This is a genomic window from Paraburkholderia madseniana (assembly GCF_009690905.1).
GTDB classification, from domain to species: Bacteria; Pseudomonadota; Gammaproteobacteria; order Burkholderiales; family Burkholderiaceae; genus Paraburkholderia; species Paraburkholderia madseniana.
Window position 1 is genome coordinate 1 of sequence record NZ_VOSW01000162.1, and the last position, 14,011, is coordinate 14,011.

14 protein-coding genes and 2 pseudogenes are annotated in these 14,011 nt (G+C 59.4%); 11 read left to right on the forward strand and 5 right to left on the reverse strand.

Annotated features, from left to right (window positions below; translation table 11 throughout):
- The 8 genes and pseudogenes from FSO04_RS42735 to FSO04_RS42765 form a co-directional block, all read left to right on the forward strand.
- Nucleotides 1–147 (forward strand): annotated as a pseudogene (locus tag FSO04_RS42735) (ISKra4-like element ISBusp5 family transposase); the annotation flags it as partial.
- 456 nt (nt 148–603) lie between these two features.
- Entirely contained in the window at nt 604–1,041 is a 438-nt protein-coding gene (locus FSO04_RS42740) for a hypothetical protein (RefSeq protein WP_154567384.1), read from the forward strand.
- A 64-nt stretch (nt 1,042–1,105) separates the two neighbouring features.
- Entirely contained in the window at nt 1,106–1,228 is a 123-nt protein-coding gene (locus FSO04_RS48445; RefSeq protein WP_267905092.1) for a hypothetical protein, read from the forward strand.
- Between the two features lie 31 nt (nt 1,229–1,259).
- Nucleotides 1,260–1,547, forward strand: a complete 288-nt coding sequence (locus tag FSO04_RS42745) for a hypothetical protein (RefSeq protein WP_154567385.1) — start codon at nt 1,260–1,262, stop codon at nt 1,545–1,547.
- Between the two features lie 109 nt (nt 1,548–1,656).
- Nucleotides 1,657–2,019 (forward strand): hypothetical protein, encoded by a 363-nt coding sequence (locus FSO04_RS42750; RefSeq protein ID WP_154567386.1) that lies wholly within the window; start codon nt 1,657–1,659, stop codon nt 2,017–2,019.
- A gap of 70 nt (nt 2,020–2,089) precedes the next feature.
- Nucleotides 2,090–4,009 carry an AAA family ATPase gene (locus tag FSO04_RS42755; protein ID WP_154567387.1) on the forward strand — a complete coding sequence of 640 codons (1,920 nt, stop codon included), beginning with the start codon at nt 2,090–2,092 and terminating at the stop codon, nt 4,007–4,009.
- A gap of 433 nt (nt 4,010–4,442) precedes the next feature.
- The gene (locus tag FSO04_RS42760) at nt 4,443–4,730 is read left to right on the forward strand and encodes a hypothetical protein (RefSeq protein WP_154567388.1); all 288 of its coding nucleotides are present in this window, start codon (nt 4,443–4,445) and stop codon (nt 4,728–4,730) included.
- Between the two features lie 395 nt (nt 4,731–5,125).
- Complete coding sequence (locus FSO04_RS42765) at nt 5,126–5,359, forward strand: hypothetical protein (protein WP_154567389.1); 234 nt, start codon at nt 5,126–5,128, stop codon at nt 5,357–5,359.
- Between the two features lie 501 nt (nt 5,360–5,860).
- Here the strand turns inward: FSO04_RS42765 and FSO04_RS42770 are convergent.
- From FSO04_RS42770 to FSO04_RS42785, 4 genes are all read right to left on the reverse strand, one after another.
- Nucleotides 5,861–6,349, reverse strand: a complete 489-nt coding sequence (locus FSO04_RS42770) for a GSU2403 family nucleotidyltransferase fold protein (RefSeq protein WP_233465389.1) — start codon at nt 6,347–6,349, stop codon at nt 5,861–5,863.
- Nucleotides 6,241–6,828 carry a DUF1173 family protein gene (locus FSO04_RS48075; RefSeq protein ID WP_166618376.1) on the reverse strand — a complete coding sequence of 196 codons (588 nt, stop codon included), beginning with the start codon at nt 6,826–6,828 and terminating at the stop codon, nt 6,241–6,243. The genes FSO04_RS42770 and FSO04_RS48075 overlap by 109 nt, the downstream gene beginning before the upstream one ends.
- 117 nt (nt 6,829–6,945) lie before the next feature.
- Nucleotides 6,946–7,431, reverse strand: coding sequence for a hypothetical protein (locus tag FSO04_RS42780; RefSeq protein WP_154567391.1), 486 nt, complete (start codon nt 7,429–7,431; stop codon nt 6,946–6,948).
- Between the two features lie 252 nt (nt 7,432–7,683).
- A complete protein-coding gene (locus FSO04_RS42785; RefSeq protein ID WP_166618377.1) occupies nt 7,684–9,225 on the reverse strand; it encodes an integrase domain-containing protein in 1,542 nt (513 codons plus the stop codon).
- Between the two features lie 1,701 nt (nt 9,226–10,926).
- Here FSO04_RS42785 and FSO04_RS42790 point away from each other — a divergent pair.
- From FSO04_RS42790 to FSO04_RS42800, 3 genes are all read left to right on the forward strand, one after another.
- Entirely contained in the window at nt 10,927–11,433 is a 507-nt protein-coding gene (locus FSO04_RS42790; protein ID WP_154567393.1) for a hypothetical protein, read from the forward strand.
- A 61-nt stretch (nt 11,434–11,494) separates the two neighbouring features.
- On the forward strand, nt 11,495–12,304 hold the full coding sequence (locus FSO04_RS42795; protein ID WP_154567394.1) for a hypothetical protein: 810 nt from the start codon (nt 11,495–11,497) through the stop codon (nt 12,302–12,304).
- Entirely contained in the window at nt 12,297–13,031 is a 735-nt protein-coding gene (locus FSO04_RS42800; protein ID WP_154567395.1) for a hypothetical protein, read from the forward strand. Before FSO04_RS42795 ends, FSO04_RS42800 begins: the two co-directional genes overlap by 8 nt.
- 697 nt (nt 13,032–13,728) lie before the next feature.
- On the opposite strand, the pseudogene FSO04_RS42805 reads toward FSO04_RS42800, so the two are convergent.
- Nucleotides 13,729–13,911, reverse strand: a pseudogene (locus tag FSO04_RS42805) (DDE-type integrase/transposase/recombinase); the annotation flags it as partial.
- Between the last annotated feature and the right edge of the window lie 100 nt (nt 13,912–14,011).

Genomic DNA, 14,011 nt, shown 5'->3' on the forward strand with positions numbered 1-14,011 from the left:
CGTCGAATGTGCAAGAGCCAGCATATGCGTTGGAGTCGCGTGGGGGCACACAGTGTCGTGCAATTGCGCGTCGCGTTGTTGAACAAGGAATTCCACGAACTCGCACAACGACAGTTTCCGTGGATTGGACAGCGACGTGTTACATAGCTCTGGCAGAAAACATCCCAGGGTTTTTAACGGCTTCGTGTGAAGGTCCGTACGCGTTATGCAGCCCCCTCTGGTCAATCAGCTGAAGCTTCTTAAATGGCGAATCATTTCCGAGGGAGCTGTTTGATCCCTTATCCGGAAAAGCAGCGTTGCCGAGGCGATTAACAATATCCGTCCGCTGAATATCGTCAAGGTCGAGCAGCGACCTTGACGCCCTCCTCTGCCTTGTTCGACCGGCACCCACGGTCTCGTTTACTTACGGTCCGCAGGTGAAGCGCTCACCGGCGACGGCGCGCTAACCGGATGTTTCGGCGCGGCACGCTGACTTGCGTCCGCGCAACTCCATGCGATTCTGATTTGCCTTCGCGCAGCATTACTCGCGGGGCCCAGCGGCCGGATGGCATCCCTGCGATCCCACCCGGCTGAGGAACAACCATGACCAGATGGGGTAACTCAATGCGCAACAACGATTCGAACGGATTCGTCGCAGCAGGGAACGCGGTCGCGTTGGCCTGTGCCTTCGCAGGCCCGGTGGACACATCTTCATGTCCCTTTAATAAGCCCGATCCGATGGAGGAAGGTCGTCGATCAGTGAGTATCCTGGCGCGAGACGATGGGTCGACCGCAGCGAAGCATCACGACCCGCGCGCCCCGATGGCCACGCAGGATGAAACGGATACCGCGAGTCCAGGCATCAGCCGCACGGTCAGCAAGGACGGCGGAATCGTGAGCCGCCAGCGTGGATACATGTTCGCGATGGGCTCAGGTGCCTATCTGTCGATCACGGGAACGACAGGGTCGTTGGACCTTGCCGAGAGAACAATGCCGCAGCTCCCGGCAACGCTCGCCCTTTTACCGGCAGGTTCGCTCGTCGCTTCCATGACGCATCCGTGAGCAGCCCGCTTCCGTCTCGAAACCCGGGCCATTCCGGTGCACCCACGTACAAAAGGACAACCCTATGTGCAACCCCCAAAAGAACCTCTGGCAAGTCTTCGTCGACGAATGCCGTCAGTGCCTCGTCGACTATTTCACGCCATTCATCGCCGTCGCACGCTATATACGCCGCCGTCTCCGCAAGTGAAACGTAAAAGGAAGAGGCACGGAGGTCCCAGATGGAAACCATACGCTTTACCGCAGCCAATGGCTGTGAGGTCATCAAGGTCGTCACCGATTCGGGTGTCACCGGCTATATCGACGCCAGTATTCCGCCCGGAGCGATTGAAGCCTGGCACCGGCGCCTGAGTGCCGAGCTCAGGCGCCCGATCGCACGCTCGCGGCGCATGCTGCGCCAGAACCAGCGTCGCGTGACCAGGCCGATGCGCAAACGTCCGCAGCGTTGGAAACCGAGCCCGCGTCAGTGGTTGCCCAGACGAGGTCGCCCGCTCATCGTGCTTCGCTAGCGCATTCCGACTTGCGTTCCCGTCGAACCATGGAAGCCTGGATCTGTCCGCGCGCGACGTCTGTCACGACGGGGCCGACAGATCCAGCACCACCTAAACGGAGTTCCACATGCACAACGCTCAACAGCAAACGTCATTCTTCAGCTTCATCCACCCGGACCACGCGTGCCTTCCCCGTCCCGTCAGGGCGTTCTGGAACACCGCAGCCGTACTGATGTTCTTCGGCCCAGTCTTCATGGCCTGCACCTCGTGTCTTGGAGTCGTGCTGGGACTCGCCAGTCTGCAGGAGGCCTACCCAGCGCTGGCCGAGGGTATCGCCCTCGGGGTGATCGCCACGGTCAAGGGCATCGCCGTTGGGTTCACGGGCCTTTTCGTCACGGTGGCTATATACGAACGTGAGCAATTTGCGCAGTTCGTCCGCGACGACCTGTACAACCTGATCGAGGACGAGGTCATGCCTCTGTATCGCTAGGCACTCCGCGTATCTCAACGCGCGGATTGAGTCGCTTCGCCATCGCCCCTTGTTTGTACGGAGAACTTTCATGAAGGACGCCATCGCATTCACGGCCCGCCTGTTCCCTCCGATCCTGACCGGCACCCTGGCGGGTGCAGGCGTCGGGTCAGTTCTTCACCTCAATGACATGCATCGGCTGCTCGCGATGCTGATCTGCACCGGCCTGGCGCTTGTACTCCACAGCTATGTCCGTCTCGCCCGCTGGCTGATGGCGACTGGAACCGTCGTCATGCTGCTGCTTTCGCTCGGTCGGACTTCACTAATGGCTGCAATCCTGCTCGGCATCGGAATCGTCCTTTGGTTGGGATTGCGTGCCGTGCACGGTTACCGCAAGACCAGACAACCCGCTTTGCGGCCCGTACAACCGCCCGCCCCACGCTCAACTGCGCAAAATGCACCGGGTCAACCAACACCCCAGCAGACGTACTCCCTGGACGACCGTGTACTGCGCGCCCGCTTCTCCTTTGACGCCATCACGGGCATGGCTGAGACAAAGAACCAGATGCTCAGTGCGGCACGCGACATCATCGCCAACCCCGCACAGGCGAGAAACGGCATCCTGCTCTCCGGCGAACCGGGTAATGGAAAAACCATGTTTGCAGAAGCACTCGCTGGCGAGTTACGGATTCCGTTCTTCTCCATTTCCTATCAGGATGTTGCCTCGAAGTGGGTCAACGAAACACCTGAGCGCGTAAGGGCGGCATTTGCGCAGGCCACCCGGCTAGCCGAGGCTGTTTTCCTGATTGACGAGGCGGACAGTTTTGTCCAATCGAGACAACACTCTCACCATATGGCAAGGGATTTAACAAACACCATCCTCACAGAGGTCGTCCGCCTTCGCGGAACCCGTGTTGTGCTGATCGCGACCACGAACGATCTCGATTGGCTCGACGGCGCCGCCGTGCGCGAGGGTCGTTTCGACTTCAAGGTCGAGGTGCCGCCGCCAGACGCGCCAGCACGTGAAGCGCTGCTTTCCCGTACCGTCTTCCAAGCGCTCGGACCGAAGGCGCTCAGCGTGCCTGTCCTCAGGAGTCTCGCGGCCCGCTGGGAAGGGTTCAGTGCTGCGCGTCTGATGGCCATCGGACCTCAACTTGCCGACATGCGGCGCGAAGGCTTGTTCAGGAACGAACCCGTTTCGTTCGATATTGCCATGCAGGCCATGCGTCGCATCCAGGGATCGAGGGGGCACCTGCCGGAGAAGGTCAAGACGGTAGAGGAAATCATCATGCCCGAGGGCTCGCGTGATGAACTCAAACGACTTGCGCTGCGCATGCGCCATGTTCACCGCATGGAACAGCTCGGCGGCGCGGTTCCCCGCGGCGTACTGTTCTATGGCCCACCGGGCACCGGCAAAACGCAGGCCGCAATGGCCATCGCAAAGTCCAGCGGATGGGCGGTCCTCAAGACAACGGGCGCGGAGCTCCTCGCCAGCCACTCCGCATGGAGCCAGCTTTACCGTCAGGCAAAGGACCTAAGACCGTGTGTAATCCTAATAGATGAGGCGACCGATGCGCTCAGAAATCGTGTCTCTTCTCCCGCCGCATCCGTGACCAACCGGATCCTTGCCTCGATCGACGGCGCCGATGGCCGTGTGCCTGACGTACTGGTGATTGCGGCTACCAACCATCCGGAAGCGCTGGATCCGGCGGTGCTGCGAGGCGGCCGCCTTGAGCAGAAGATCCGCTTCGACGTGCCGTCACGCGAGTCGCTCGCTGCTTATATCCGCTCCCAGCTGAAGCTCAAGGCGAGAGACAACTTTGCGATTTCGCGGCACACGGTGGAGTACGTGATCACAGCGCTCGAAGGCCGCTCAATCGCGGATACCGACGCCGCCTTGCAGCGGCTTATAGACGAGGCCGCGACGCGGCACATCGAATCGGGAGCCTCCACCATTACGGCTGCCGATGTTCGCGCAGCGCTCTCGACAATGGATGCTTCCATCGGTTGACGCTTCTGCGGCACATTCGCCATGGGACGGTGAGCTTTAACGGACGGACCGCGGCGCATACACAGTTGCAAAGCACCTACAGGTCACAGTCTCAAGCCAGGAGTAATCACGATTCCAGAGGGGAGTCATGACAGACTGACATCGAAACGGGTACCGGGGTTCCCAATCGGTGAAGGTTCTCTCTCAACTCCCCTGACACACGGCTGTTCGGCCGCTATCAATGACCGCTCGAAGAACACTGCAGCCGCATTTTGCTCTCGGGTTGAAATTCTCGCCACGGCCGATAGGCCATCGCGCTTGAGGATTTGTGCCCATGGTCAAAGAAATTCTCCCGATGAAGGAAATGGGTGCTTCGCTTGACAGCTGACGCGATTGGGGGTTCGCACGGTAGTTTCGAGCAGAACCCCAGTGATTGGCAGACAGCGGGAGCGTCATGGCTATACGCGCAGAAATCATCCAGTACGACCACGTACCCGTCGACGGCGTTGTCGGCGAAGGCGTATTTGTGCCGGCTGACGGCAGCACAATCATCAGCCCACCGGACGGCGGGTGCGGTACGCCGCGATGCGGTTGCTTCAGGGGGCACTGTATTCAACGTCTTTTCCCTTGCGATGCAGCAGGCACTGTCTTCGGGTATTTCGTTGAATTCGACTCCCGTGAGGAACTTGAGTCGGTGAGTGCGGGACAGATCGCGCGCGCGGCACAGAACGAGATGCACTGACGCGTCGAAGTTCCAGAAGGAACTGCCCTGTAGCGCCCAACTCCGCCGAACCCTTTGGAAACGGGGTTGTCGCTGCGTAGCAGCGGTGGGGTTGGGAAGAATCTCAGACTGTTAGTTGCGGTTTGTCAATCGAACTCTGCAGCATAGAACAACGGCATCCCTGGTCTTATCGGGCACCGTCAGATGAGCCCAGTCCCCGTGACGGTGCTTCTCTGCCCCGCTGGGCGCAAAAGACAAGCTTCAATTACCCCTTTTGCATATAAATAGCAAGTCCTCCATTTCATGCGACTCGAGGCTTCACATTGGTCCTGCCAGTTCGTGGCGTTCAGTCACGCCGCGAGACATGTCAGACTCGAGTGCGCGCGCAGCCGCACACATGCCAGCGTGAAGAGACTTTGCTCGAACTGTGCAACGCTACTGCGGGCACCGCCCCGTCGGCCGGCAGCGCGCCGCAATTTGCAGCCAGCGAAGCAAGCGCACTGGCCATAGGCCAGATCGCCGCTGCTCTCTCGGCATGCGACCCGAGCGACGTGTCGATCGGCGACAAGGCCATCATTCACGCCGCGATCGAGCGCCTTCGCACGGACGCAACGCGGGCGGACTGTGAAGCGTTGATTGCGGCGGCATAAGTGGCCGTGCGTGACGCACTGGATGCCGTCGAGGTCCATCCCTGCGACACGCACAACGATGAGGTTCGCGCGCGCGGATATGATCAATCAGAGAGCGGCAGTGTGCCACCACGGTTCGCGAAATCCCGGCCAAGCCGAGACGGCTCACGCCACGCGCGCTGCCAGCACAGACAGTCGCACGTGCAACCGGTGCGCGTGCCCTACCCGACTCAGAACCGGACGGAGGCGACGTCAGGCAAAATCAGGCGGCGGCGCCGGAAGCGAACACGTCCAGACCGCTCGCAGGCTCCAACAGCGGGCGGCGCGCGAGTCTCACGATGAGACGGATTCCATCGGTCCGGCCTTTGATTTGTAAAGAGAAAAGCCGACTGGATTTACGCTAAACAGCCCTTTCGCTGAATAAATCCGTTCGGAAATGGGTGCGACACTCGCCGGTGGATCCGATCGTCCATCGCAGACCGACCGGAGCCGGACTGCCCGCCGCGCGCCGCCAGGATAGGCTTATCGGAAAAGGTCCTCAAAGCCGAACCGGCAGACCATGAGCACATCGACAGGGTCAAGCTTCCGGTCAGTCGGGATGGTCACGGCTTCCCGGATGATATCGTTCACGTCCGAGAACAATTCTTTGACGCTGTCGCGAATGCTTTGCTGCTGTTTTGGGTGCAGCGTGCCTTCGAGTCCTGTCCAGATTGGAGCGAGGTCGCCCTCGATCGACCCGTTGAATTTGTACATGGCGTCGTAGATGTACAGGACGTCCTGGGCGCGTTTTTGAGGCGTCCGTTTTTCACGGATCAGAAGCTTCTGGACCATGAAGCTCACCGGATTTGGCACGCGAAGATCGACCACCGGCTCACCCAGCCCCGATTCTTCCGCCGGGATCGTCACAAGCCACGGTTCATGCAAAAGGACTTCAAGGTGATGCAGCTTCTGCGCGACGACACCGGCGTTCGCCTCGGTAGCGTCCGGTTCGAACTCCCCCGGTTGAGCGATGCGCCCTCCCACAGTTCGTGCAGCAGGCCGACTGCATTGCGCCGTTCGCGCGATTCGCCTGACGATGGCGCGCCCGGCACGCTCGGCGCGCGCTCGTCGGCCCGCACAGAAAGCGGCACCTCGACCTTGATATCCGTTGAGCCGTCGTCGCGGTCGACGATCGCGACCTTCGCGTAGCTTCCGCGCCCCGAAGAGTCAGGCGAAAGCTTATGGAAGAAGCACGTCTTCTTGTCGTTGCAATGAGACTCGCCCTCGAGCGGCCAGACCGCCAGATGGAAGAGCCCGTCCCGAAGCCGGATCTGGAGTTTCAACCGGCGCCCGGGCATGCACAGGCATTCTGCGTGGCCGGCTTCGGCTCGCGCCCGCTCGAACCAATGGGCAAACTTTGCGGGTTCCGCCTGCAGCTCATCGAGGAAGAACTCGCGCCCGCTCATTACCACTTTCGTCGTCATCACCACCCCCGTATCGACGATCGTCACACGTAGACACAGACGCAACCGGACGGTCGCGTTCTGCGCTGCACATTTGCCCGACGTCGGATAACACGGCGGCGCGGGTGAGTGTCGCCACCCGCCCATCAGGAAGACTGACGCGTCCTACTCTTTCTTTGGCTTGTAGCGCCGAATAAAGTGGACAGCCTTGACCTGGTCCGTTGCAGCTTGCTCACCGATCCTGAGATCCTCCGCGATCTTTTCGGTGCTGGCATTTGGCTCGCGGTCGAGCAATTGCTCAACAGCAATCCGCGTTTGAGGACCCCGGTGTTCCTGGTCGGTTGGACCGTGACAGTCGATAGGGAGGTCGCGGAGATGGGGCTCAGTGTCAAACCAGTCAACGAGCGCCGCGGAGTCAACCGTCGCGAACGATCCAGCGAGTGTTCTCGCCGCGCCGACCGAGATCATTTCCTTCGCGCCCACCGGATACACCTCATCATCCAGCCCCAACTCGCTGATTTTCCCCAGCAAGCCGTCCTTGCAATCGAAGCCGAGCGGCCGCGCCATGTCGTCGAGAGACAACGATGCATCGGTCCCCCCGGTGACAACATAAATCTCAAACTGGCCGAACTTCAACCGCCGGACGGGCATGGACTATCACTTCCTTTTTTCAATGGAAAGCCTCAACTTCAAGGCCGGTGGGTGGATCTTGCCTATGTGTTTTGTATTATCGCGACGAAATGCGACCGTTTCTACAACCCCAATCTATTAACAACAGGCGGACGAGCATCCACCCATTATTCTCTCAGTATTGTTTGGAGAATGTAAGCTCATGCGGTGGTGCCAGAATCTAAGCGTTGTCGGGAATACACGGGATATCCCCGACAACCCTCCTCCGGCCGGTTACTTTTTGCCGCGCGTCAGTTTCGCGGTGAGACGATCCTTCAGCGGCAAACGCAACTGGCGCTCATCGATGGCCGGACGTTTTGCGGAGGCCAACTGACGCTTGCGCTCGCCGTCGCCGGCGGCGAGCGACACGTCACCTGCCACTGTGCGTTTGGCTTGCTTGGTTTCCAGCTCGTCCGGATGTTTCCGGCCAGCGGGTGCGTTTTTGTAGTACCCGCCAAAGAACTCACGCCCCTGAGGTTCCGCGATTGTCGTCACCTTATCATCGCCCGTGGATTGCGTGGTTCCCCCCGCAGCCCGCGCCCCATCAACCATCGGTGCCGTCGATTCCGGCTTGTCGCCCGGCACGCTTTCCGTCGAAACGTCATGCATGGCGCGTTCTTCGGCGTCCACCCGCTTCGCGTCGGGCAGTGAGCCCTTCGCACCATTCGAGTTCACCACCGGCTGATCGTGAGGCTCAGCCAGCGCCGATTTTTCCGCCGCTTCGCGTTTAGCCGCTGCCTCCTTAGCGTTCGCAGCCGTCGAACCGCAGTAACTGGCCGTGACCCGCGTACGGTGGTGACCGAGGCGCTCGCTCACGCGTTTGTGCTTAATCCTCAACTCCTCAGGCGACATCTCGTCTCCGGTGCCGCCCAGCGTCGCAGGAGTGAAGCCTTCGAGCAGCGCACAGTTTTCCGCATACTCGGCCCGCAGCCCGTGCCCACATACCGAACAGTTCTCCTTCGAGATCCCGAGCTTCGCCATGTAGTAGTCGTAGCGGTCGATGTTGTTCTCGAGCGTCGCGTTCTTGCCGCGGATTGTTTTTTTCCACCCGAGGCAATCGCGCTTGCCAATCTGTTGCTTAACCTGATCCAGCACCCATACCTGGAACTCGAACTCGATGGGAAGGATCCGCTGTTTTCCTCCCTTCGCCCCGTCGTACACAATGAAAACGCTTTTGCCAAGGTCACGCTGATCGGATACCCACGGCCGGAGACGAATCGCCTCCCGGCGCCGCAGACCGAACGCAAGTTGCATCGCGATCATCATCCCAAACCGGTCATCGATCGCGAGCGCCTCCTGGAGTTTCCGTTCGACGTCGATCCCGTTTGCGCTCCACGACTTCGTAACCTTTGCTGTCGCGCTAACAGTCAAGCGCTCCGGGCTCGCGTCGGGCAAGTATTCCTCGAGCTTCTTCACGAGGTTGGGCTTGCCAATCCACCGGCAAAACTTGCGGAGCACCGACAGATCGTTACGCATGGTCGCCGCTGCCCTGCCTTCCTCGTACCAGTAGCGCGCAAGCGTCCGGATGTGCCGCTCTGCAATGTTGCGAGGGAGCGGGGTCAGTCCGAGTTTGTAGTGCATCGTCTTGAATGCGACGAAGAGCACCGTCGCATTGTGCTCCATCGTGCGATTCGACGCGACCCGGCCGTTCACCCGCTTATGAACGTTCGCATCGATGATTTCCTGCAACTGAGCCTTCCATCCTTTCGTCTCTGTCGCTCCCTTTTCACCCGCGTCGTTCGTACGATCGTCAATACCGCGCGCATCCTTGGCCATGTTCCACCCTTCCATAATGTGAAATGCGGCGCCTGTGCTGGTGTGGCACTGGCGGGCGTCTCCTAGCGTTCGCCGTGAGACCCTGCATTGAAAACTTGCCACTTTCCACGCACCGATCTCGCTGTCGGTCGTAGTTCGGCGCGCATATCGCTGCGCACCTGGGAGAAGGCAAGCAAACTCCCGCATATCACATCGTGAAACAGCCGCATGGTCTTTAAAAAGTGCGATTCCGAGTGGAAAGGTGACCTAACACTAACCACTCAGCCCGGCCCTTACGGGTACCGGGTTACCTAGCATGTGACCGTAGCGAGGTGTGGGCCCTTAAGGTGAGCCAACCTGTGCGCGCCCATCCTCGCAGTGAGGACGGTCTATGAGATAGCGCACATATCTCCGGGTGTTAACTCTCTCGCCCTGGCAGGCGAGCGAAGCCTCCCACGATCCCGCTAACGCGATGAATACGTGGTCCGTCTACGTCGCAACGTGACGACTCGGCTTCCGTTGTAGATGGTTTAGGCCGGGATATTCGGCAGCACGTATGTGTACGTTCTGGCGCCGAAACCTTCCCGCTCGGCCGCACTCGTCAAGGGTTTTAGCCTTGCCTCTGTGCCGAACTGTCACCTAATTCCGCTGGACTTAAAAAAAACGCCGCGAGGGCGTTTGGGTGCAGAAAACTTCGTTCGCGCGGATGGCTCCGCGGAATCTTTGAGGGGTGTCCCGTGCGAGTACGAGACTTACAGCTGCCGCATCGGCGGCCCGTGTGAATCTTGGTTGCCCCTCGGTTCAACAACGCGGCGAGGCAGTTGCGTCGAAGTAGAACACAGTCCATCGGCTTACGCAACCCCATGCCGTCCACGATCAAACCGCCTGCGCACGAACGGTACTGTCAGAGCAGCCTCCGCCAGCAGAGCTTAGTGATCCTTATTGCACTGTGCGCGTTGTACCTTCGCTGCGGCGAACTCGCTTGCACGCAACCCCAGTATCGCACGTCCGTCACCCGTCTGGCACCCTGCCGTCGCCATCCGTCACCCGTCCGTCAACTTGCCGTCGCCGTCCGTCACCCTTCCGTCAGCTTACCGTCGCCGTCTGTCACCCGAACGTCCCACTACAGTCGCGCCGCTTTAACGTGCAGATCCCATGGTGAAGAGCGCGCATCGCAGTCGCTCTTCCGCTGCAGACCCATCGAGCACGCACTAACGTGCACTGAAGTCACATCTCCGTCATTCGCCCGACACCTTTCTGTCGCCATATCGCCCGCCGGCCGTTAGCCCTTTGTCGCGTCACCGGTCACCGCTTCACTGCCGCTGGTTGTCGTGAATGCATCGTGACCACTCCACCGGAGGGAACCCAACACTCCGACGTCGCACTGCAGTCGCATCCCTGCCGCCGGGTCGTCGCACCGTCGTCGCACCGTCCTCACCCGACCGTCACTCACCGTCGCAATCCTGTCGCACCTTCATCGCACTTCCGTCACCCCTTCGTCGCACCGTGAACGTGAATGTCGCCCGATATTCCCTTTCTTTCACGCCTTAACCGCCCGCAATCAGCGTGATACTCGGTTCCAGAACTAACGCGCGAGATTCAACGCAACCAGAGCCCCAACCGGAAATGGACATTGATGAATTCCTGAAGAGCGAGATGGAACGACGGGGCCACAAGTGCGCACCTAACGACCAACTCATCCGGGAACTTAGGACGAGGGGCGTGAGTTACCGGGCGATCGCCCGCTATCTTGCGTCGCGTGGTGTAACGGTCTCTTCCCAATCGATCCACAAGTACGTGAAGCGCCGTGAACAGCCCTCGTCCGCGCTTACCTCGACCGACTCACAGCCCGTACCGGCAAATTCACCGACTCCGCGCTCTGCGCTCGAGAAGGACGAGATCCGCGCAGAAGCCCGTGTCAATCCTGATGTGCTGTCACCGACAGCACCGCCTGAATCGGGCGAACTCGCACAGCCGTCTGGCGCCGCTTCACCGGGAGAGGTGGCATCCGCGCCTACTCTGGCGGAACCCTTCAACGGTCGGGATGTTCAGGTTGTCACGCCTTCCGTACCGGCTACTACTAGCGCCACTGAAGAATGTAGACCCACGCAGAAAGACCGCGAACGGCCGCAGCTTCCGGCAGGGATTTTCGGCAACCCAGAGCAACTGCAAACTCGCTGGGACCCGTACAAATCAAGGAAATCCAACTCCCCGCAATCCCATGAATGACAGATGCGAGGCGCAGTGTCCCATTTACCAACAGTTTTCCGTCACAAAAGGAACTCTTCTCATGGCAACGCCAGCAACCACTGAAGCCAAATCGCCGACGCCGACCGGGATCACGAAAGCGCCTGTCGTTGAGCCGCTGCGCATTCTTGTCGCATCCACGCTCAACAACATTGGCAAGAGCACGCTGAGTGCGACCTTGCTTCACCCGAAGGTTGGCGGGAAGTTCTATTCGGTGGAAGGTCACAACATGGACGCATCGTGGATCGGAATTCCGATGACGCGCTTCGATGCAAGTGAGGCAGTCGATCTCCGCCTTGACATGCTTACGAACCCTTCGAATGCAGTGGTCGATGTCGGCGCGTCCCAGTGGGCGTTGTTTCTCAAGCAGATGGTGATCTACCAGCTCGCGAAGAGGTTCACTTACGCGGTAGTGGTCGCGGTCCCTGGCGAGAAGCGTCCTGAAGAGGCCATCAACTCGATCGAAGATCTCGTCAAGGCGGGTGTGCCCCGCGACCGGATCCGCATCCTCCTGAACATGGTGGATATCAATAAGTCGGTCCGGAAACAGTTCGGTCATCTCTATTCGTACCTGAACGACAACCCCGGAATGCACTTTAACGAAAAGGCCGTAATCCCGGATCTGGAACTCTTCGCACGGATGCGAGACAGTGAGATGAAGTGGGCCGACGCCCTCGCGAACGATGTTGATTACGCCGCCGAGGTCCTCAAGCACCACGCCGCTAACAATCATGCCGCCGCAGAAAGCGCCGCTAAGCGAGCTTTGGTGCAAGAGCTGGCAGGAGCGGCGACCATGTTTATCGAGGACGCGTTTGCTGCGCTGAAAATCGATATCCCCACGAGCAATGGATGAAGACCGCCTCTCCTCGAGCCTGCCTCCAATGACCCTGGAGGCGGCCCGCTATACCAGGCAACTCCGGGATCTCCAACGGTTCGAGGATCGTCTGCGCCACATAAATGACACCTTGGACGCGAAGGGTAGCGGCCTCGAGGGAGTCGTCGTAGGTGCCGTCGAAGAATTGCGCGGGATTCTTCGCGCGAACATTGACCATGCGCAATCGTCTTCCCGGGCCTATCAGGAACTCATTGATGCGATCCGCGCGGCGAGCGTTACGTTCCGGGGCGACATCGAAGATGTCATGAAAGGTGCGCGCCTTGATGAATTTCTTGACAAGGTGGGCGAAGCAGTCCACATCAACGGCTACGCCGCACTGGACCTGCTGGTTAAGGACGAGTTGAAAGCGTCTAACGAGCTGCAAGACAAGAGGTGGACCCTCGCAAAAAAAGAGATGACCACTATGGTCGTGGAATCAGAAAAGCGGATCTCGAAGGCATGCGCTGACCTTGCTCAGGCCATGCAAGTCAACATCCACAATATCGAGGCCATTGCCGCCGGCAAACCCACCCTTCCAGTATCCCTGCCCGGGGTCAGCTTCGCACAACGCCTGCGCACGGCAGTGCTAACACCGATCGTTCTCTTCCGCCGCTGGTGTATGGACGCCATGGCGCCGGCCGTCGTCCTCGCCTGCTTCACGATTTTTATTTACGTGGCCTTCGCTTTGCGACATCTAATGCAGTAGCGCAGTCGCACCGTATCTCCCCTTCCCCGCAAGATCCCCTACCCGGCATCGCGGGCTCCGCCGAGCCCGTCACTCCCGCTGATAAGTGTCGCTCTAGCATCACGAATGTAATTCGGTGCGCGACTTCCAAAACTGAATGCTATACTCCATCCGAGTTCATTTGATGTTGGTCTCTGACAGCGAGTGAGCTTCGCCTTCGAGCTTCTCGGGGGCAAACGCACCGCCGAGCGTTCGGCACGAAGTCCCTCAGGATCTTTCGCGATCCGCCATTATCGACGTCGCCACCTCCTTGCAGGAATCGGCACGTCCAGCAACCCCCGTTCATATTCGCGTGCTGTCATACGCTCGCGCCCCGTAGGGACACTTCGCGCCTGGCCGTTTGTCTCACCGTGAGACGAAATCGCACCTCTTCGCCATTGATTTAAAACGAAAAAGGTCGAACGGAATTGCGCAACATGCGAGTTTCTGTGCGTAAATCGTTCCCGATTCGGGACTGTGAACGGCGGTGAGAAACCGACATTAGACGGCGGCGTCGATCAGGAATGCGGAGGATTCTTTTTGCGTGATACGACTTCGCAAGGAGAGGTACGGAATTTGATGAGCAGTATCGGAAGGAGCCCATTGGGCGAGTGCAGATGCACCGTTTCTGTCGCAGTAAGGAAAATCGGTCAAACAACGGCGATATGCGTAGGATGGCTTATGAAACCAACGAGTAAAATTGCTGGGCGGCAGACAGCAGAGTTTTGCCCGAACCTGTCATCTGCCCTTTCTCGATCATGTGTATCAATTCGATGCCACTCAGAATCACGCGCGCGCAGTTGAAATCCTTGAACCCGAGCATCGGTCGGGTTCGGCGTTTGATGGCCCGATGGTCCTGGTCGGGTAGCAGCAGCGCATTGCTGCGCTGCTGCCCCCTAAGAACCGTACGTGCGCCTTTAGGAGCATACGGCTCAAGCCTCTACAAAGGCATCTATCTACAC